The 20433-nt window shown below is 51.1% G+C and carries 17 protein-coding genes, 1 tRNA gene and 1 pseudogene; 17 read left to right on the top strand and 2 right to left on the bottom strand.

Going from position 1 to position 20433, the window contains the following annotated elements; translation table 11 throughout:
- Position 1 precedes the first annotated feature (1 nt).
- The 14 genes from NSS79_RS28085 to NSS79_RS28020 all read left to right on the top strand — a co-directional run bounded on the left by NSS79_RS28085 (position 2) and on the right by NSS79_RS28020 (position 15528).
- Positions 2-634, top strand: a complete 633-nt coding sequence (locus NSS79_RS28085; protein ID WP_342437023.1) for an XTP/dITP diphosphatase — start codon at positions 2-4, stop codon at positions 632-634.
- 338 nt (positions 635-972) lie between these two features.
- Entirely contained in the window at positions 973-2301 is a 1329-nt protein-coding gene (locus NSS79_RS28080; RefSeq protein ID WP_342437022.1) for a sugar ABC transporter substrate-binding protein, read from the top strand.
- A 73-nt stretch (positions 2302-2374) separates the two neighbouring features.
- On the top strand, positions 2375-3256 hold the full coding sequence (locus tag NSS79_RS28075) for a sugar ABC transporter permease (protein WP_342437020.1): 882 nt from the start codon (positions 2375-2377) through the stop codon (positions 3254-3256).
- Positions 3253-4101 (top strand): carbohydrate ABC transporter permease, encoded by an 849-nt coding sequence (locus tag NSS79_RS28070; RefSeq protein ID WP_341095915.1) that lies wholly within the window; start codon positions 3253-3255, stop codon positions 4099-4101. The genes NSS79_RS28075 and NSS79_RS28070 overlap by 4 nt, the downstream gene beginning before the upstream one ends.
- Positions 4102-4163: 62 nt before the next feature.
- Entirely contained in the window at positions 4164-5711 is a 1548-nt protein-coding gene (locus tag NSS79_RS28065) for a DUF4127 family protein (protein ID WP_342437019.1), read from the top strand.
- 15 nt (positions 5712-5726) lie between these two features.
- A complete protein-coding gene (locus NSS79_RS28060; protein ID WP_342437018.1) occupies positions 5727-6446 on the top strand; it encodes an N-acetylmannosamine-6-phosphate 2-epimerase in 720 nt (239 codons plus the stop codon).
- The gene (locus NSS79_RS28055) at positions 6424-7251 is read left to right on the top strand and encodes a MurR/RpiR family transcriptional regulator (RefSeq protein ID WP_038595897.1); all 828 of its coding nucleotides are present in this window, start codon (positions 6424-6426) and stop codon (positions 7249-7251) included. The genes NSS79_RS28060 and NSS79_RS28055 overlap by 23 nt, the downstream gene beginning before the upstream one ends.
- Before the next feature lie 72 nt (positions 7252-7323).
- Positions 7324-8253, top strand: coding sequence for an ROK family protein (locus tag NSS79_RS28050; protein WP_342437017.1), 930 nt, complete (start codon positions 7324-7326; stop codon positions 8251-8253).
- Positions 8250-9839 carry an FAD-dependent oxidoreductase gene (locus NSS79_RS28045; protein WP_342437016.1) on the top strand — a complete coding sequence of 530 codons (1590 nt, stop codon included), beginning with the start codon at positions 8250-8252 and terminating at the stop codon, positions 9837-9839. Before NSS79_RS28050 ends, NSS79_RS28045 begins: the two co-directional genes overlap by 4 nt.
- 514 nt (positions 9840-10353) lie before the next feature.
- Positions 10354-12288, top strand: coding sequence for a glycosyl hydrolase family 18 protein (locus NSS79_RS28040; RefSeq protein ID WP_342437015.1), 1935 nt, complete (start codon positions 10354-10356; stop codon positions 12286-12288).
- A 278-nt stretch (positions 12289-12566) separates the two neighbouring features.
- Complete coding sequence (locus tag NSS79_RS28035; protein ID WP_342437014.1) at positions 12567-13001, top strand: NfeD family protein; 435 nt, start codon at positions 12567-12569, stop codon at positions 12999-13001.
- Entirely contained in the window at positions 13001-13936 is a 936-nt protein-coding gene (locus NSS79_RS28030; protein WP_038595892.1) for an SPFH domain-containing protein, read from the top strand. Before NSS79_RS28035 ends, NSS79_RS28030 begins: the two co-directional genes overlap by 1 nt.
- A 109-nt stretch (positions 13937-14045) precedes the next feature.
- A complete protein-coding gene (locus NSS79_RS28025) occupies positions 14046-14501 on the top strand; it encodes a cupin domain-containing protein (RefSeq protein ID WP_076110749.1) in 456 nt (151 codons plus the stop codon).
- Positions 14502-14691: 190 nt separating this feature from the next.
- Positions 14692-15528, top strand: a complete 837-nt coding sequence (locus NSS79_RS28020) for an aldo/keto reductase (RefSeq protein WP_341095898.1) — start codon at positions 14692-14694, stop codon at positions 15526-15528.
- Positions 15529-15627: 99 nt separating this feature from the next.
- On the opposite strand, the gene asnB is transcribed toward NSS79_RS28020, so the two are convergent.
- Positions 15628-17472, bottom strand: a complete 1845-nt coding sequence (gene asnB / locus NSS79_RS28015; RefSeq protein WP_038595887.1) for an asparagine synthase (glutamine-hydrolyzing) — start codon at positions 17470-17472, stop codon at positions 15628-15630.
- 241 nt (positions 17473-17713) lie between these two features.
- On the opposite strand from asnB, the gene NSS79_RS28010 reads away from it, so the two are divergent.
- The 3 genes and pseudogenes from NSS79_RS28010 to tnpA all read left to right on the top strand — a co-directional run.
- On the top strand, positions 17714-18064 hold the full coding sequence (locus tag NSS79_RS28010) for a hypothetical protein (protein ID WP_038595886.1): 351 nt from the start codon (positions 17714-17716) through the stop codon (positions 18062-18064).
- Positions 18065-18344: 280 nt separating this feature from the next.
- A tRNA-Arg gene (locus NSS79_RS28005) sits at positions 18345-18418 on the top strand.
- A gap of 131 nt (positions 18419-18549) precedes the next feature.
- A pseudogene (gene tnpA, locus NSS79_RS28000) lies at positions 18550-18906 on the top strand (IS200/IS605 family transposase); the annotation flags it as partial.
- 306 nt (positions 18907-19212) lie between these two features.
- On the opposite strand, the gene NSS79_RS27995 reads toward tnpA, so the two are convergent.
- Positions 19213-19611 carry a hypothetical protein gene (locus NSS79_RS27995; RefSeq protein ID WP_342437013.1) on the bottom strand — a complete coding sequence of 133 codons (399 nt, stop codon included), beginning with the start codon at positions 19609-19611 and terminating at the stop codon, positions 19213-19215.
- Positions 19612-20433: the final 822 nt, after the last annotated feature.

Below are 20433 nucleotides of genomic sequence, written 5' to 3'. Positions count from 1 at the left end.
TATGAAGACCGCCAGCGGAATTCTGATTGTTGCGACGAAAAATAAAGGCAAGGTGCGCGAATTCCAGCATGCTTTTGCACCGCTTGGGCTGGAGGTCAAAAGTATGTTTGATTATCCCGCTCTGCCGGATGTAGTGGAAGACGGGGTTACTTTTGCCGAAAATGCGCTGAAAAAATCAAAAGCCGTAGGCGATGCCTTGGGACTGCCCGTTCTGGCGGATGATTCCGGTCTTTGTGTGGATGCCCTTGGCGGCAGGCCGGGAGTCTACTCGGCACGTTATGCGGGTGAAGGCGCAGAGGACGGTGAGAACAACCTTAAGCTGCTGAACGAGCTGGAAGAACTGAAGCAGGGCGAGGATACCGGCCAGCCGCTGCTCAGCACGGCCCGGTTCGTCTGCGCGTTATCGCTGTACGATCCTGCAAATGGACAAGAGCTTACCGCTGAAGGCAGGGTAGAGGGCTGGATTACCTCTGAGCCTGCCGGCGGCGGCGGGTTCGGCTATGATCCGCTTTTTTATCTGCCGGAATTTGAGAAGACAATGGCGGAGCTGACGCTGGAAGAGAAGCAGCAGATCAGCCACCGGGGGATGGCGCTGCGGCTGCTGACCGAGAAGCTTGCGGCTTTCCGCCAGTAAGAGCCAGCAGGACAAATTAATACTGATCTGATAATATTGCGGCAGGTAAATTGACATGTGGTGAAAAAGTCGCAAGAATAAATTTCTCCTATACGTTAAGTGAAAACAACCTGTCTGCGAATTTTGCAGACGGGTTGTTTTATTATTACCCTGATATACCTAGAATTGAAACCGTTTACACCAGAAAAGAAAGATTATTTCTTTTTTATTTATTTTTATGAAAAAATACTTCATTATTTTTCCTTTATCTGCTATACTCCTAAGAAAGAGAGGGCTGAGTGAGAAAAGGTAACATGATTGAGGCTCTCGTCTTATACCACTATTAAGGGGGATTTTGTGTGAGAACTAACAGATCAGGCTTTATTCTGTCACTGCTAGTCGTGATGGCGCTGTCTATGCTGCTGGCCGGCTGTGGAGGGAATGGGAATGCTCCTGCTCCAACCACTTCTGCGAACGGGGCAGAACCTTCTGCTGAACAGACCGATACGCCCAAATCGGAGCCTGTCACATTGGAATTTTGGACGATTGCCCTTCAGCCTACCTTCAATGATTATTTCAATGATCTGATTGCGAAATACGAGGAAAGCCACCCCGGTGTAACGATTGAATGGAAAGACTATCCTTACGATGCCATCTCACAACGGCTGCTGACGAGCACGGCCAGCGGCAAAAGCCCCGATGTAGTGAATCTGAACACAGAATTTGCGAGCCAGCTGGGAAGCAAAGGTGCTTTGCTGAATCTTGCGGATCATCTTACAGCGGAAGAAGCAGGTTCTTATTTTGAAGGGATCTACAACTCTACCGTGCTTGACGGCAAGGCCTATGCGCTTCCATGGTATACAGGCACGGAAGTTCTGTTCATGAATAAAAAGCTTGTGGAAAAAGCCGGTCTGGATCCGTCCAATCCGCCGCAAACCCGGGATGAGCTGATTGAATGGGCCCGTCAGGTTCATCAAAAGACCGGAGCCGCCGGATATGCGCAGCAGCTCGTATCCAAGCTGTTTCCGATTGATGGAATCTCCATTCTGAATGAAGATAAGACGGCCGCAGCCTTCAATACGCCGGAAGCTGAAGCCATGATCTCCAAAATGCGCGATCTAATGAAAGAAGGCGTGGTCCTGAAGGAAGATGCGGATTTCACAAAGCAGATCCAGTATTTCTCCGGTGAACAGGTAGCCTTCCAGTTGTCGGGCCCGACCTTTATCAACTTTATCAAGACCTCGGCGCCGGAAGTATATGCGAACACGATTGCGGTTCAACTGCCTACAGGCAAAGCCAACCTCCGGCTCTCTAATTCCATGGATCTGGTTGTGCCGCAAAAATCGAAGAATCCGGAGCAGGCTGTTGAATTTGCAGCTTTTGTGACCAATGCGGACAATCAGACAGCCTTCTCCAAGGTTGCCAATACGTTGCCATCATCCAAAGCTTCCATTACGGATCCATTCTTCACCCAATCTGACGGCACGCTTGAAGCGGAAGCCAAGGTTGTCTCATCGCAAAGTTTGGATAAGGCTACCGATTATATGGTCGGCGTTCCAAGCGCCTCCGATATCAACTCCGCGCTTGCCCGCGGACTGCAGGAAATATTGCTCAACGGGGCAGATATCAAAAAAACGCTGGATGCTGTGGAAAAAGAAGTGAACGGAATCATTAAACAGGGTTCGTAAACCGCTTAGAGATGCGGGGAGGCGCTGTCCTCCCCTTTATATGCTGCAGTACAGAGGGAGGGAGGAATATCGAATGAAGAGATGGGTGCGCTCGGAATCTTTCAGCGCTTGGGCGTTTATGACGCCGGGCCTTGTGTTTCTCGCCATTTTTACATTTTGGCCGATCCTTTACGGAATTCCGCTTGCATTTACCGATTATTCTGTCATTGCCGAGACTCGTTATGTAGGCTTCGAGAATTTCATTAGAGCCTTTCAGGATCACAATTTTACCGTCTCGTTATGGAATTCGCTGGTGTATGTCCTTATTGTTCCGATTATTCAGGTCATCTCCATTCTGATGGCTATTCTCGTAAACAGCCGTCTTCCGGGTGTGAAGATGTTCAGGGCGGCTTATTATATTCCGGTTGTGACCTCGATGGTTGCAGTTGCGCTCATCTGGAGCTGGCTGCTGGGCAACAATGGTGTGGTTAACTATCTGCTGATCCAAGCCGGAATCATCGACGGGCAGGTCTCGTGGCTGTCGAGCAGCAGCACCGCATTGTATGTCCTGATGTTCATCACCATGTGGAAAGGTCTCGGTTATTACATGATGCTGTATCTGGCAGGTCTTCAGGGTATTCCCTCGGATTTGTATGAAGCGGCCAGAGTAGATGGGGCGGGTCCCCTGAGGCTCGTTGGGCATGTGACGATTCCTCTGCTGAGACCTCATATCCTGTTCTGTACGCTAATCTCGGTTATGGGGGCGGTCCGGGTATTCGATGAGGTATACATTCTGACCAAAGGCGGGCCGGGAACCTCGACGCTGACCTCCAGCGTGTATATTTTTCAAAAGGGACTGGAGCAGTTCAACTTCGGATATGCATCCGCGCTTGGTCTGATAGTCAGCGTTATTATAGGGGCGCTTAGCATTCTGGTGTTCCGCTTTAACCGGAAAGGCGGGGTGAATTCATATTGAACACAACGAGCAGATCATTCAAACAGCTGAAAAATGGAGTCCGTTATTCCGTCATTTACCTTCTGTTAATTTTGCTGGCCCTGTTCATGATGGGCCCTTTCCTCTGGCTGCTCAGTGTGTCACTGATGCCCGGCAGAAATGTGTTCTCCAGCCCGCCGGCCATTCTGCCGACGTTCATTGATTTTGATAACTACGTGCAGGTCTGGCAGTTCATGTCCTTTCCGCGCTATATTACGAATACGGTCATTATTGCTGTGCTTGGGGTGGTGTTTAATGTTCTGCTGGCCAGTACGACGGCGTATCCGCTGGCAGTCTTTCATTTCAAAGGCCGGAATTTCGTGTTCACACTGTTGATCGCCACCATGATTATTCCCTCCTCCACGGCAATGATTGTGCATTATCTGACCATTCAGGCTTTTCACTTAGGCAATTCCTATCTGGGGGTTGTGCTTCCAGCCGCTGTGTCGGTATTCAATATTTTTCTGATGCGCCAGACCTTTCTGGGCATACCGTCGGATATCAGGGATTCAGGGAAAATGGACGGCGCTTCAGAGCTCCGCATCTTCTGGCAGCTCGTTCTGCCGCTGGTCAAACCGGGGATTGCCGTCATTGTGCTGCTGGAAGTCATGGCGTTCTGGAATAACTTCCTGTGGCCGATTGTCATCCTGGATGATCCCGAGAAATATCCGCTGGCTGCCGCGCTTACGTACCTGAACGGCCAATTTTCGTATAACTTCGGCTGGATTGCCGCAGGGACGATGATATCGGTCATTCCTATTATTGTAGTCTTTCTATTTACCCAGAAATATTATATGGAAGGTATCGCAGGTGCGATCAAAGGCTAAGAAGGGGTACCGGCTGACCCTGCAAGGGGATTCAATGATCAGATAGAAAGGATGGGGTAAGAATGGCGAATTCATACACAATCGCATTTGTGCCGCTGGATGAGCGGCCCTGTAATTACGAGTTCCCCCCTCTGTTGGCTAGGGGAACAGATTTTGAGGTGCAGCGTCCCCCGATGCAGCTGATGGGACTGAAGAAGCGTCCCGGAGATACGGACGGATTATGGAGATGGTTTGAAGAGGCCTGCTCCCAGGCGGACGGTGCGGTGGTCGCTTTGGATACATTGCTGTACGGAGGGATTATCCCCTCCAGACTGCATAGCTTGCAGCTGGAGGAGCTTGCCGCAAAACTTGATAAACTGCGGGATCTCAAACGGCTGCACCCGAAGCTGGTCATTTATGCCTTTCAGCTTATTATGCGCTGCCCGCAGTATTCGCTGTCCGACGAAGAGCCGGATTATTATGCCGATTGGGGCCGGGAAATTTTCCGCAAAGGTTTTATTGGCCACCGCAAGGAGCTCGGCAACGCATCAGGAGAGGAACTGCAGGAGCTTGCTGAGATTGAAGCCCGGCTTCCGCAGGAAATACTGGATGATTACCTCGCACGGCGCAGCATTAATATTGAAGCGAATAAACTGGTGCTGGAGCTGGTGAAGGATGGTATTATCGAGTTCCTGATTTTCCCGCAGGATGACTCGGCACCCTTCGGGCATACAGCCAAAGACCAGCAGAAGGTCCGCGCGCGGATTACGGAGCTTGATTTGGAGCTTAAAGCCTATATGTACCCCGGTGCAGACGAGGTGGGCTGCACGCTGCTGGCACGGATGATTAATAAAACTACAGGAACAGTGCCGCTCATTTATCCGAGGCTGTCTTCGGTGCAGGGAGCATTCGTCACTCCGTTGTTCGAGGACCGCTTTTTCTATGAGACGCTGAAGTACCAGATTACCGCTGCTGGAGGCCTGATTGCTTCGAGTGCCCGGGAGGCGGATCTTGTGCTGCTGCTGAATACGCCGGGAGAGACAATGATGGAAGCGGTATCGCAGCATCAGTCTTTTTTCAGCTATGATGTGTACCGGAACCTGATGGAGCTTGTGGAATACGGCGATTATATAATGAAACATAAAGGCAAGCCCGTTGCCGTTGCCGATGTCGGCTATGCCAATGGCGGTGACCAGAAGCTGGTCAAGATGCTGCGGGAAAAGGGAATGTTGTTTGAACTCGCAGGTTATGCCGCCTGGAATACAAGCTCCAACACACTGGGGACGGTCATTTCGCAGGCTATGATCTATCTGCATTACGGGCGCACAAAAGAGCATTTGGACTTCCTTGGTCTCCGGTATGCTGAGGATGTATGCTATTGCTCAGTCGTCCGCGGGGAACTTAGTGAGGGTCCAATCGAGGAGCTGGGCTGCGGCAAATATCTGCTCGACGGGCAGCGGGGAAAGGTCTCGGCTCTGGTTGAACAGCGGCTGCGCCAGGAGTTGGCGTCAAGAATCGATGGTCCCGGGGGCACGGTAGAGATTACAGACTGCTACATGCCTTGGAACCGGATGTTTGAGGTAGGGCTCTCCGTTCGCTTTGTGCCAGCCGGGGAATCCAAGGAACAATAGACTACTAGAGAGAGGGTGGGGACCCTGAATACGATATTGCAGAAGCTGCGTCATGGACTAATTGTATCCTGTCAGGCGCTTCCGGGTGAACCGCTGCATGGTGCTGAAATCATGGCACGCATGGCAGCCGCCGCCGAGGAAGGAGGGGCTGTAGGCATCCGGGCAAATGGCTCCGCAGACATCCGGGCGATCAAAAGTGCCGTCTCGCTGCCGGTTATCGGCATTATCAAGAGGGATTATCCGGGTTCGGAAGTATATATCACACCAACACTAAGAGAAATTGACGAACTGCTGGAGGCCGGGGCCGATATGATCGCCTTTGATGCGACAAGGCAGAAGAGACCGGGAGACAGCACCTTGGAGCAAATCGTCGCTTTTCTGCACCGGAGCGGCACGGCTTCGATGGCCGACATTTCGATTCTGGAGGAGGCTGTCCATGCAGAAGCGCTGGGGGTCACCTGCGTCTCGACCACACTCTCGGGCTATACGACGTATTCCCTGCAGCAGGAAGGGCCTAACTTTGAACTGCTGCAAAGCGCTGTTGATCGTTTGTCCATCCCGGTTATTGCGGAAGGCAGAATGAATGAACCCGCCCAGGTGCAGCAGGCTCTGGAGCTTGGAGCTTATGCGGTAGTTGTGGGTTCAGCCATTACAAGACCCCAGCTGATTACCGGGCGATTTATGGCAGCAATTAGAAAGGTGGCTGTTAACGATGGAAATGACGGATCGGATTAATACGTATTATCCTTCCATGACCAAATCAGAGCAGAAGGTGGCCCGTTGTGTACTTGAGCATCCGGATAATATCATCTATTTTTCGGTTACGGAGCTTGCGGATTTTGCCGGCACCGGTGAAACCACGGTTATGCGCTTCTGCCGCAAAATCGGATTTAAGGGTTACCAGGACTTCAAGCTTATGCTTGCCCAAGGGCTGCCAAAGCAGCAAGCCTTGTCCGGCCGTGAAGGCAGAGACGGGGATTATCCGACGCATCTTTACGAATCTATGGTTGATGTCCTCCAATCCAGCCTGAGCATGCTGGACCGCGGACAGCTTGAAGAATCCGTTAATCAAATTGATGCGGCGCGCCATGTGCAGTTTTTTGGGGTAGGCTCATCGGCGATTACCGCACTGGATGCCAAAAATCGCTTTCTGCGTATCGGCAGACGGGTTGAGGCCATAGCGGACAGCCACATCCAGTCGATGATGGCAGTAACGATGGGCAAAGGGGATATCGCCTTCGGCATCAGCGTTTCCGGAAGCACTCTGGATACCAATGATATGTTAATGAAGGCGAAGCAGAACGGGGCGAAGATCATTGCCATGACCAACTACGCGAAGTCCCCCATCGCGTCTATTGCTGATATCGTTCTTCTCACTGCCGGTAAAGAGTCGCCTCTGGAAGGCGGGTCCATCGGTGCGAAGATCTCCCAGCTGTTCATTATCGACCTGATCTGTGAGGGACTGGAACGCAGGCATACAGATGAGACGAAGAACATGAAGGAACGGACGGCAAGAGCTGTCATTGACCGTATTTATTGAGGGTGCAGCCGCAGCCTCAATACATCTGGCTCTCCATCGAAAGATACGAGAGCTATTAGGAGGGATGCGAGGATGAGACGGGTCATCGGTGTGGATATCGGAGGGACAGCCGTTAAAGGGCTGGTGCTCGACGAGATCGGAAACGTATGGGCGGAAGCCAGTCGCGATACGGAAGCATGGCAGGGCCGGGAGGCAATACTCGGCAAGCTGAATGCTGTGGTCTGCGAACTGCTAAAAGCCTGTCCGGTTCAGGCCATCGGGATTGCTTCGGCGGGCAGAGTAAATACAGACACGGGTGAAGTGGTGTATGCCACCGATAATTTACCCGGATGGCAGGGGCTTCAGCTTGCCGGTTGGGCGGAGGATACCTACAAATTGCCTGCAGCCGCCGATAATGATGCGAACGCTGCACTGCTGGGCGAGGCCTGGCAGGGAGCAGGCCGCGGAAGGCACAATCTGGTCATGCTCACGCTGGGTACCGGAGTAGGCGGAGCGCTTATGATTCAAGGCTTGCTTAACCGGGGAAAGCGCTGGAGCGGCGGAGAGTTCGGGCACAGTGTCCTGTTTCCCGGCGGCCGGCTCTGTAATTGCGGCCGCCGGGGTTGTGTAGAGCAATACATCTCGGGTTCCGCGTTGCTGCGGCTCGGGAATGAACTGACAGGCCGGGCGTATGAACATGGAGCGGAGCTTATGAGCGACGCACGGCGGGGTGATCAGGATGCCCTGCAGGTTCTCGAACATTACACCTCTGATTTGGCGGTAGTCTTGGACAATATTGGAGCTACGCTCGATCCGGAGCTTATCGTGATTGGCGGCGGGGTTATTCATGACCGGGACGTCTGGTGGCCGCTGCTAAAAAACAGGCTGCAAGGCGAGGGACTTTCCGGCATCCTTACAGCGGCGGAGCTTGGGAACCGGGCAGGCTGCTTCGGCGCAGCCAAGCTTGCATTGGATTGTTTCCGGCAGCTGCCGGACGGATATGAGGAGGAGGATACCGCATGACATTCGGACAAGTGAAACAAAGTGATGTGATCATCATCGGCGGGAGCCTTGGAGGAACTGCCGCGGCTCTCGCCGCAGCCAAGGCAGGGTTGCGCGTAATCCTAACTGAGGAAACGGATTGGCTGGGGGGACAGCTGACCTCACAGGCGGTTCCGCCGGATGAGCACCGCTGGATCGAGAACTCCGGCAGCACGGCTACCTACCGGGAGTTCCGCAACAGGGTGCGGGAGTATTACAGACGGAACTATCCGCTTACGGAGTCTGCCAGAAACAATCCGCTGCTCAATCCTGGGAACGGCTGGGTCAGCCGGCTTGCCCATGAGCCGAAGGTTGCACTCAGCGTTCTGCATGAAATGCTGGCTCCTTATGTACATTCGGGACGGATTGAAGTGCTCTATTATACGGTTCCCGTTCATGCCGAGACGGCAGGCGATGAGGTTACGGCGGTGATGGTCTTACATACCGTGAAAGGAACCGAGATCAAGCTTAAAGGGGCGTATTATCTGGATGCGACGGAATGCGGCGATCTGCTGCCGCTTGCGGGGGTGGAGTATCGAAGCGGCGCTGAATCACGCCATGAGACAGGGGAACCGCATGCGCTGGATGAAGCGGACCCGCTCGATATGCAGTCGATTACCCATGTCGCTGCCGTCGATTATGTACCAGGCGGTGATTTTACGATAGAACGTCCTGAGGACTATGACTACTGGCTTCAATATGTGCCTTCCTTTTCAATGTATCCCATTCTCAGCTGGTACGCCTCCGATGCCAGTGATACGACGAAGCTGAAGCAATTCACCATGTTTCCCAATGACGAGGGGATTGTATCGCTGTGGGATTACCGGAGGATTGTCGATCCTACGGTCTGGAGCCTGCCGCTCAATGACGGTGAAGTCACCCTGCTGAACTGGGCGCTGAACGATTATTATGCCGGTCCGCTGATCGGAGTGCCTCCCGGGGAACGTGAACGGCATTTGAAAGGAGCCAGACAGCTGACATTGTCACTTGTCTATTGGCTTCAGACGGAAGCGCCCCGACTGGATGGCGGGAAGGGGTATCCGGGGGTGAGGCTGCGGGGAGATGTACTTGGGACAGAGGACGGGCTTGCGAAGTCTCCCTACATCCGTGAGGCAAGAAGGATCCGCGGACTCTACACGGTGACGGAGCTGGATGTGAGCAAGGAGCTGCGCGGTGAAGCGGGACCTATGCGTTATGAGGACAGTGTGGGCGTTGGAAGTTATCATCTGGATCTTCATCCCACGACCGTATCCCAGCGCACGTTCTACATCCCCAATCATCCGTATGAAATTCCGCTGGGCTCACTGATCCCTATTCGCGTCACGAACCTGCTTCCGGCCTGCAAAAATATCTCAATGACCCAGATCGCAAACGGCTGCTACCGCCTTCATCCAACCGAATGGAACATTGGTGAAGCTGCGGGACTTCTGGCCTCTTACGCCATTACAAATAAAGTTCTGCCGCGTGAGGTTCATGGATCGGATGACCATCGCAAGGCTTACCAGCAGCTCTTACTAGAACATGGCGTCCAGCTTCACTGGAGTGATGCAGAGCTGGAAATGCAGTAGTTGACAGGATAATCGCATCTGGTGGCAAAGGATACCATCACCTCTTGAACTGTCGGAGCGTAAGGGAACACCTTTGTCACCGGAATTCTAAACCTTCCTCAAATAGGGGACAGATACTGCCGAAAAAACTGGAAATTAGATGATATTCCCCCCTGACTATGGAAATTTCCCCCTAGCTTAATCCTGTGCTTTATATGACAATTAGATTGCCTTCATCCTTCTTATGTTATGAATCCTCCTATTCCATGTACACCATCCCTCCCAACTATTTTGTAGGCATAAGCATTGTCCCGGACAACATTACCGGGATTGCAACCCATGAACAGCAATACGAGATTAAGAGCACAGATTATTTTTTCTTGCGCTTTTTTTGTGTGCTTAATCTACCATCCTGATCTCATGAATCTGATAGAGACACTGGATGAAGGTGAATCCGAACCAGGAGGTGACTTTGGGGAGCTTTGTCTGTAAAGAGGACTGCTGGCTATGCATTGAACCGAGGAGGTAAATGAAAATGAGGTCGACAAACAGCAGATTTCGTAAAACCTTTGCGCTTGGTATGGCCGTTGCTCTTGTGATTGCACTCTTTTCAACGCTAGGCACCAGTGTCAAAACTGCAAATGCGGCTGCGGGCTACAAGCTCGTCGGTTATTATGCTTCCTGGGCTGCCTATGGGCGAGCCTACAACGTAACGGATATCGATCCCAGTAAAATGAATGTAATCAACTATGCGTTTGCCGATATATGCTGGAACGGGGTTCACGGCAATCCTGACCCGAGCGGACCCAATCCGGTCACCTGGACCTGTCAAAATGAGCAAGGCCAAACGATCAGTGTTCCGAATGGAACGATAGTGCTGGGTGATCCCTGGATTGATGCCCAGAAAAGCTTTGGGGATGACAAGTGGGATGATCCGATTAAAGGCAATCTGAAGCAGCTATGGAAACTGAAAGAAAAGAACCCGAAGCTTAAAACGGTGATATCCGTCGGCGGCTGGACCTGGTCAAACCGGTTCTCGGATGTTGCCGCTACGGCAGCGACCCGTGAAGTATTCGCAAATTCCGCAGTCGATTTCATCCGCAAATATCAAATGGATGGTGTCGATCTGGACTGGGAATACCCGGTCAGCGGAGGCCTTGCAGGCAACAGCTACCGTCCGGAGGATAAGCAGAATTACGTGCTGCTGCTGCAGAAAATCCGTGAAAAGCTGAATGCGGCCGGAACCGCTGACGGTAAAACCTACCTGCTGACCATTGCCTCTGGTGCAAGCCCTGCCTACGTTCAGAATAACAACCTTAGCGGCATTGCTGCTGTTGTCGACTGGATCAACATTATGACCTATGACTTCAACGGCAGCTGGAACACGACTACAGGACACAATGCTCCGCTCTACTATGACCCGGCAGCAGCCTCATCAGGTCTGACCGATCCGGCGAATTACAATATCGACAAGGCTGTCACAAGCTATCTCGCAAGCGGAGTCCCGGCGAATAAGCTTGTCCTGGGCATGCCGTTTTACGGACGCGGCTGGGGTGGTGCGCCGAGTACAGGAAACGGGCAATATCAGGTTTCGGCCGGTATTTCGTCCACAGGCACATGGGAAAAGGGAAACTATGATTTCTACGATCTCGAAGCTAACTATATTAACAAAAACGGCTATACCCGCTACTGGAACAACACTTCAAAAGTTCCTTATCTCTACAATCCGTCTACACAAACCTTCATCAGCTATGATGACGCCGAGTCCATCGGCTATAAAACCAGCTATATCAAAACCAAAGGCCTGGCAGGAGCGATGTTCTGGGAGACCAGCGGCGACCGCAACAAAACACTGCAAAACAAGCTGAACACCGATCTGGGCGGCGGAGTGGTGCCGACGCCAACACCAACTGCAACGCCAACAGCCACAGTGAAACCTACGTCAACGCCAACGGCTACACCGACATCAACGCCAACAGCCACAGTGAAACCGACATCAACACCGACACCAACACCAACAGCTACTGTGAAACCAACACCAACGCCAACGGCAACACCGGGGCAATGTACAGCGGCGGCCTGGAACGCGGCAACCATCTACACCAAGGGCCAGCAGGCTTCCTATGGAGGTGTGCTGTATGAAGCCCAGTGGTGGACACAGGGGGAACGCCCTGATCTGAGCGGTGCATTCGGGGTTTGGAAAGTGATTGGCACCTGCGGCAACACCACGCCGGCGCCAACGGCTACGGTGAGTCCGACTGCAACGCCAGTGTCAACGGCAACACTCGTGCCAACAGCTACAGTAAGCCCGACGGCAACGCCCGGGGGATCTGCCTGGGCAGCAGGAGTGGCCTATACAGCAGGCGATAAGGTAAGCTACAGCGGCAATACGTACATCTGCCTGCAGTCGCATACCTCGCTGCAAGGTTGGGAACCGGCGGTAACGCAGGCTCTATGGCAGCTGATTTAGCACTAAATTCCATCTGAACAGCAAAAAAAGCTTGCGGAGAAGGCTGCGCCTCGATCTGTAAGCTTTTTTATTATGTCATATTCACCAGCCCGTCTTCCTGTATAATGTGGGAATTGTGTGGATTTATATGAAGAAGGCTGATTGTGGTGCTCATAACCTTCCACAGGCTGAAATATAATGAAAAAGCATGGCTGTGTCCCAGCCCTGATAAAACTAATGCAACGCTATGCCGTTTATTTCGTTATAGTAGTATATAGCGGAAGGTGGTGGATTCACCGATGGAGGCTTGGATAGTTTGGTTGATTACAGCCGGCGTTCTGTTTGTGATTGAAATGTTTGCGCTTACTTTTTATCTTCTCTGGCTAAGCATAGGTGCTCTGGCAGCTGGTCTGATCTCACTTGTGTTTCCTGAGGCGATTTTGCTGCAGGTGGTCGTCGGTTCATTGGTTGCCCTCGTCCTGACCTTTTTCACCAAACCGCTGGTCGCGAGATTCCGCAACTCACGGGGCTTTAAGGATACAGGGACAGAGATCGTCGGAAGACAAGGTATTGTCGTCGAGCCGATTGCGCCGGGACAATACGGGCAAGTCAAAGTGGGCGGTGACACCTGGAGCGCAACCTCGGTTCAAGCTCTGGGTAAAGATCAGGCAGTCCGTGTCATCCGAAGAGGCAACACGATTATCGAAGTAGAACGATGGGGGGATAAGTACTAATGGAATGGGCAATTATCGGTATTGTTATTGCTGTCGTCGTCGTTTTTATCGCGCTTACGATCAAAATCGTACCGCAGCAGCGGGTAGGGGTTGTGGAGCGTCTCGGTAAATTCCACCGGCTGCTTACACCGGGTCTGAATATTCTGATTCCGATTATTGATCAGGTGCGGACCTACCATGATTTGCGGATTCAACAGGCCAATGTGCCGCCGCAAACCGTAATCACCAAGGATAACGTGCAGGTGCAGATCGACACGATCATTTTCTATCAGGTGGTTGGTCCGGAAGAAGCGACTTATGGAATTTCCGATTATGTATATGGTGTGCGCAACATTTCCACAGCTACGATGCGGCAGATTATCGGGAAGCTGGAGCTGGATGAAACGTTGTCCGGCCGGGAAAAAATCTCCTCGGATATCCGCCTGGCTCTGGATGAAGCGACTGAAAAGTGGGGCGTGCGGATCGAGCGTGTGGAAGTTATTGATATCAAGCCACCGCTGGACATTCAGGAAGCGATGGATAAGCAGATGAAGGCAGAACGCAGCAAGCGGGCGATTGTGCTGGAGGCGGAAGCCGCCAAACAGGATATGATCCTGCGTGCTGAAGGGGATAAGCAGAGCAAGATTCTGAAAGCGGAAGGCGATAAGGAAGCGCGTATCCGTCAAGCGGAAGGTTTCCGCCAGGCGCAGGAGCTGGAAGCACTGGGCCAGGCCAAAGCGATTCAGGCGGTCGCCGAAGCGGAGAAGACGCGGATCGCACTGATCGCCAGCGCAGGGCTGGATGAGCGTGTGCTGGCTTATCAATCTTTTGAAGCGTTAGGCGAAATCGCTAAGGGTCCTGCCAACAAGGTGTTCCTGCCGACCAGCGCCGTTGAAACGCTGGGCAGTCTCGGGGCCATTGCCGAGGTGTTTAAGGCGAGCAAGGACAGCAAATAAACGGAAGCGGATTAGACAATTGCGGCACATTCCGTTAAAGTAAAAGCAAAACTTAAGCGTAAGCTTACGAAGCCAGTTTTGCTTCGCAAAACTTTAAGGAGACGATACTGTGACGCAAAAAGAAATTTCTCCGCTGGTCGAAGCGCTGGGGCTGCAGCCTCACGTTGAAGGCGGATGGTACAAAAGACTTTGGAAATCATCCTTTGATATCCCGCAAGAAACACTGGGAAGCAGCTATTCGGGCTCCAGAGCCTCAGCTTCTTCGATTTATTTCCTGCTTCATCCGGGCGAAACTTCGGAATGGCACACGGTACTGTCTTCCGAAATCTGGCTGTGGCATTCCGGCAGCCCGATTGTGTTAAGCCTGGGAGGCAGCGGTGACAAGCCGGAGGATGTTACCGAGGTTATCCTGGGTCTCGACATCGCCGCCGGCCAGCAGCCGCAGGTGGTTATTCCGGCGGGAGTATGGCAGGCAGCCCGTGTGCTCGGCGACGAGCCGGTGCTGGTCTCCTGCATCGTATCCCCGGAATTCCATTTTGACGATTTCAAGCTGATCGACAAATAAGCGTATTCTAAAATAAGTGCAGACTGTGAAATCAGACTGCACTTATTTTTTATTCTGATTTACCTGTCCAGAGCGGTATTTTGGACCTGGGGAGTAATCTGCTATACTGATTTTGGTCATCGGCTGATTATGCGGCCTCTTTTAAGGTTAAGGAAGTTAGATCAATATCATTAGGCTTGGAGGGTTAACGATGAGTGAATTGAACGGACCGTTTTCGGGTGGACCTACATTAAATGACGGAGTAACTATGCCGTGGCTGGGACTGGGCGTATGGCAGACCAAAGATGGTGAGGAAGTTATCAACGCGGTAAAAGCAGCAGTGGAAACAGGCTATCGCAGCATTGATACGGCAGCTGGATACAATAATGAAGAAGGCGTCGGACAAGCCATCCGTGAATGCGGAGTGCCCCGGGAGGAACTGTTCATTACGACCAAGCTGCGCAATCCTGATCAAGGTTATGAATCCGCATTACAAGCGTTTGAAGTCAGCCGCCGCAAGCTGGGACTCGATGTAATTGATCTGTATCTGATTCACTGGCCGGTCGCCGGCAAGTACCGGGAGAGCTGGAAGGCGCTTATTCATCTGCAAAAGGAAGGTTTCGTGAAATCCATCGGGGTGAGCAACTTCCAGATCCATCATCTGCAGGATATTATCGACGATACAGGTGTGGTGCCTGTGGTCGATCAAGTGGAGTTCCATCCGCTCTTGACCCAGCGCGAGCTGCTGAAATATACACGCCAGCATGACATTCAGCTGGAGGCCTGGAGTCCGCTGATGCAGGGCAATCTGGATGTGCCGCTGCTTAAAGAGCTGGCCGGCAAATATGGCAGAACTGTCGCTCAAATTGTCCTGCGCTGGGATCTGCAGCAGGGTGTCATTACCATTCCCAAATCGGTTCATGCAGAGCGGATCACAGAGAACGCCGGATTTTTCGACTTCACGCTTAGCGACGATGACGTTAAGGCGATTGAGAACCTGAACCAGAACCACAGGTTCGGTCCGGACCCGGATAATTTTAATTTCTGAGCAAGCCTCTTATAATAGGAAACTACAAACAGCAAGCCTCCGGATGGGGGCTTGCTGTTTGCAGTTATTGGATGTGCAGAGAGCAGAGAGCTTAGCAATTTACCCGATAGATACGTTATACTTGCGCAGCCACAGGTTAACCTGGGCGAGGTAAGCGAACAGCTGCGGGCCGGACATCAGCTGGCCGAACCAGGGCAGATTGCTGGAGGATTCGGGAGAGGCAGCGATTTCACGGATCTTGGCTGCATCAATCAACGGCAGGATGGGCGAAGTGGAATCATCCAGAATGCCCAGCATCTGAGTCCGAACGGCATTTAAATAGGCCGGATTATGGGTTTTGGGGTAAGGGCTTTTTTTACGGTAGAGCACATCATCCGGCAGGATGCCTTCGAGTGCTTTGCGCAGAATGCCTTTTTCACGGTTACCTACGGTTTTTATTTCCCAAGGGATGTTGAATACATACTGGACCAGCCGGTGGTCGCAATACGGCACGCGGACCTCCAGTCCTGCACCCATGCTCATCCGGTCCTTACGGTCCAGCAGTGTCGGCATGAAGCGGGTGATGTTAAGATAGGACATTACGCGCATCTGCGCCTGCTTGCCGGTCTCGCCGTCAAGCTTCGGCACCTCCGCTACCGCATCGCTGTATCTGTCACCTAAATATTCCAGTGGACGTATCCATTCCCCCACTTCCGGCGACAATAGACCTGCACGCATTTTGGGGGCTACCGACCAGGGGAACGTGCCGGAGGAGAGCATCTCGTCCCGGTGGAACCAGGGATACCCGCCAAAAATCTCGTCCGCCGCCTCGCCGGAGATGGCCACGGTCGCGTTCTTTTTAATCTCACGGCAAAATAGATACAGCGAAGAATCCACATCCGTCATCCCCGGCAAATCGCGGGATTCCAGGGCATTGTCCAGCGCCGTTACCAGCTCCGGTGTATCAAAGGCTACATAATGGTGATTCGTGTTCAACTCATCAACCATCCGCTTAATCCACGGACCGTCTGCGCCGGGCTGAAAGGTGTGGCTTTTGAAATGCTTGTCGTTGTCGACATAATCGACGGAATAGGTATCCACCCGGCCTTGACCGGTGCGGTTGTAATAATCCACAGCGAGCGCGGTCAGTGCGCTGGAATCAAGCCCCCCGGACAGCAGGGAGCAGACCGGAACGTCGGAGACAAGCTGCCGCTCCAGTGTATCCTGCAGCAATTCACGCACTCTGGAGGCTGTTTCTTCTTCATTTTCCGTGTGATGATTGCTTTCTAATTTCCAATAAGCATAGCTGCGCAGGCCTTCCCGGCTATAAATCATGGCATGACCTGGACGAAGCTCGAATATATCTTTGTATACCCCATGTCCCGGAGTGCGGGCCGGACCGATGATGAAGATTTCCGCCAGTCCTTCCGGTCCTACCTTCGGTTGTACCTTGGGGTGCTGGAGCAGCGCTTTAGGTTCGGAGCCGAAGACAAAAACATCGTCCACCCGGCTATAGAACAGGGGTTTCACACCCAGGCGGTCACGTGCCAAAAATACCTGGTCCCGCAGACCGTCCCAGACGGCAAATGCAAAGATTCCGTTCAGCTTCCCGGTGCAGTCCGGTCCCCACTCCATATAGGCGTGCAGCAGAACTTCGGTGTCGCACTCGGTGAGAAAATGGTGTCCCCGCTGTTTCAGTTCCTTTTTGAGCTCGGGGGCGTTATATAATTCGCCGTTGTACACAATAGCGTACACCTTATCGTCATGGCGGGCGATCATAGGCTGTGCGCCGTTCTCGGGATCGATAACGCTTAGTCTGCGGTGACCGAAGGCACAGGGCCCTGAAATCCAGGTTCCGGCCGCATCCGGCCCGCGGTTGGCCAAGGTTTCAGTCATTTTTACGAGCAGTTGCGAGTGCTGTGTGAGGTCGCCGCGCCACTGGATAAATCCGGTTATTCCGCACATGATGGTTCATCCTCTCTTTTGTGCGATTGTTGTCCAAATATAAGAATTTATATGCTCCACGCAATAAATTATCCTTATATTTCTCGCTGAATGGATGCGGTCCTTTAAGGACGGCGCAGCCGATTTCACTTGTTTCTTTTTTGCCAAGTAATACAGATATATGCCGAAGGAAGGGATAAAATGTATGTCCTTATCCGAACACTAAGGGAGAGGGAAATTTGCCAGGAGGGATGGATGACAAGTGTATTATATTAAAGACGCCAAAATCCGCAGAATGACCGAATACGACGGCGCGCCTTGTGCAGAAGTGGGCGTATTGCCGGGAGCTGTAGGCGATTCCGCACTTTTGGTGTACATTGTTGAAGACCAGCGCGAGGAAGGATATGAAATTGTGCGCATTCTGACGAATGACGCAAATACTGCGACCGATTGGTTTGATAACAATTTGCATGACGCTTTTCAGGATGTGACGGCCAGTGCTTTTACTGGCAGCATCATTATGAGCCCCGAGGATGAACGCTCCAAATTCCAGCGCGAACTGCTTATCTTCGGCGACTTGAAAAAGCAGCTGGAACAGCATTTCCACAAGTGACTCCTGAAATCGGCGATTGGATGCGGCAAAACTGCCGCAGTCTGCCCCGGGGGTAGAACGGATTAGGGTGAGCGGCTGACCGCTGCTGATTCTGCCCCGGGGACAGAAATGCTGTGGGAGGGTGACTGGTGAGGATAGGCTGATCTGCTGTGCTTCCGTTGCTGTTTCGCCGCATTTTAGTAAATTATATTGCTGCAGCCTTGAAAAAAAAATCTGAATGCGGTATAATAGAGAACGTTGCGTGAATACATATGTTTTAGGAATCAATTACTTCACTTTTGTCCCGGTAGCTCAGTTGGATAGAGCATGCGCCTTCTAAGCGCACGGTCGGGGGTTCGAATCCCTTCCGGGACGTCACACAAAACAGCCTTCCTTCGGGAAGGCTGTTTGTGCCATGAGCATTTAGCATAAGCTCCTCAAGTCTAGTACGTACTCTTTTTTTACTCTATGTCTGCACTGAATTACCAAATTACCATCTCGGATTCAGGAGTAAACGAGACATTTTGAAGCAACTCTGTGGCTATAAAGGGGTAGAGATTATCGAGGGAGACCTCATGCCAGACCATATTCATATGCTGGTCAGCATCCCACCGAAAATGAGCGTATCTAGCTTTATGAGATACCTAAAAGGGAAAAGTGCGCTGATGATCTTCGATAAGCATGCAAATTTAAAGTATAAGTATGGAAATCGTCATTTTTGGGTGGAAGGCTATTACGTAAGCACCGTAGGACTCAACGAGGCAACAATTAAGAAATACATCCAAGAGCAGGAAAGTCACGATATTGCGCTGGATAAGCTGAGTGTAAAAGAGTACGAAACCCCTTTAAGGGGTAGCCGGTAGTCCAAGCACCCCTTCAGGGGTAGGCAAAAGAGGCAAAGGCATAGTAGCTTGAACGAAGTGAAAGCCAGCGCCTTTAGACGCTAGCCGGCACCAGAGGCTTATAGCCTCAGAGCAAACCACCCGTTGACGGGTGGTTTTGATTAATTTAGGTATTTATTTTCCTAGCTTTCATCCATGAGCATTTTGCATAAGCTCCTCAAGTCTAGTACGTACTCTTTTTTTACTCTATGTCTGCACTGAATTACCAAATTACCATCTCGGATTCAGGAGCCTTATAAAAAACTAAAAATATCTTAAGCATCAAATTTAATCTCTTTGAGCAATACGATAGTCTATACTAATATCACCACCATTAGGCGTTGGTACAGCTTTAAATTTATATTCGCTACTTAAGGAACCAACTGGAGCACTAATGTGGCCACTCTTACCTGGTGCGAGAGTTCTTTTCTGATCTCCATTAATTTTGATTCTTACGCTTACATTCCCAGTATTTTTAATCCAGAAGTTTACTTTTGCCCCATTACTCTTTTTTAATGGATATGTAGCCTGAAATTCAGTTCCTGAATAACTGCCACTTTTAGCTGCATAATCTTTCGACGAACTTTCAGTCGACTCCGCAAAAGCAGGTATACTACTAGTTCCAGCAATTAGACAAACTACCAGAGCAGATGATACTACTCCTTTGAAAACGGACTTAAGATGCATGATCAAGCACTCCTTATTAAATTTATTTGTAACTATTCCGCCTTTAGATAGTTACTTTTTTAAATTACATGTCTGTACATTCCTGTTTCCATAGAGGTAGTTCCGTAATGGAGTACCTCTATTTGTGCTATCTGTCAAATAAGGATCATAACAGGCTGAACAGTTACAATTTTTTTAATCCTAGCAACACAAATCGCCCTTATGTAATATTTTGTATTAAATAATATTTTATACACATATTACATTTAATTATATAGTAAAAAAGTACCAGTCTTAACTTTTCTAGATCTGGATTTTGCAAAATTCGATTCCGACTACTGACGAACTAAACCGTATCGTCAATATGCTGTGCAGATGAGTCTGCAGATCTTCGGTCGGCAGCTGTCAAAAACTCATCAATAGTCGGCTGATTGAAAGTCTCATATGCGCTGTGCCGGATTTTATATCTCCCCAAATGGTTTAATTCCAGTTCGATCTCGTGCCTGTTGGCATCGCTGAAAACAACCCATGTCTCATCCTCAAAGCTCTTGTCGCCGTTACCTAACTGTCCATTGTAGTTTCCCCCACATCCACAGGGAACCATCGGTTTTGATGGGATGCGCACTATAAAAGTTGGGAAAATAATGAGCTTTCGGCTGTGGAATTTATGAAGAGGCTGAATCTGAAGAAGAATACTTTTTACAAAATTGTGAGGGAATACGTGGAAGATTGATTGTCACATGAAAGGAAGTGTAGTGCATAGGGCGAAGCCTTATAAAAGAAGAGCATGATACGATTGCTTGGCTATCCGGATTAGATAGGGGTACAATTGACAGTGTTCTG

The organism is Paenibacillus sp. FSL L8-0436 (genome assembly GCF_038593025.1).
GTDB lineage: Bacteria > Bacillota > Bacilli > Paenibacillales > Paenibacillaceae > Paenibacillus_AQ.
Note: the sequence above shows the minus strand (reverse complement) of the source record. Positions and strands in the feature narration are given on the sequence as shown.

Coding starts and splice junctions, on each gene's coding strand:
- NSS79_RS28085 (WP_342437023.1), top strand. CDS start 2: ATGAAGACCGCCAGCGGAATTCTGATTGTTGCGACGAAAAATAAAGGC.
- NSS79_RS28075 (WP_342437020.1), top strand. CDS start 2,375: ATGAAGAGATGGGTGCGCTCGGAATCTTTCAGCGCTTGGGCGTTTATG.
- NSS79_RS28065 (WP_342437019.1), top strand. CDS start 4,164: ATGGCGAATTCATACACAATCGCATTTGTGCCGCTGGATGAGCGGCCC.
- NSS79_RS28055 (WP_038595897.1), top strand. CDS start 6,424: ATGGAAATGACGGATCGGATTAATACGTATTATCCTTCCATGACCAAA.
- NSS79_RS28050 (WP_342437017.1), top strand. CDS start 7,324: ATGAGACGGGTCATCGGTGTGGATATCGGAGGGACAGCCGTTAAAGGG.
- NSS79_RS28045 (WP_342437016.1), top strand. CDS start 8,250: ATGACATTCGGACAAGTGAAACAAAGTGATGTGATCATCATCGGCGGG.
- NSS79_RS28040 (WP_342437015.1), top strand. CDS start 10,354: ATGAGGTCGACAAACAGCAGATTTCGTAAAACCTTTGCGCTTGGTATG.
- NSS79_RS28035 (WP_342437014.1), top strand. CDS start 12,567: ATGGAGGCTTGGATAGTTTGGTTGATTACAGCCGGCGTTCTGTTTGTG.
- NSS79_RS28030 (WP_038595892.1), top strand. CDS start 13,001: ATGGAATGGGCAATTATCGGTATTGTTATTGCTGTCGTCGTCGTTTTT.
- NSS79_RS28020 (WP_341095898.1), top strand. CDS start 14,692: ATGAGTGAATTGAACGGACCGTTTTCGGGTGGACCTACATTAAATGAC.
- asnB (WP_038595887.1), bottom strand. CDS start 17,472: ATGTGCGGAATAACCGGATTTATCCAGTGGCGCGGCGACCTCACACAG.
- NSS79_RS27995 (WP_342437013.1), bottom strand. CDS start 19,611: ATGCATCTTAAGTCCGTTTTCAAAGGAGTAGTATCATCTGCTCTGGTA.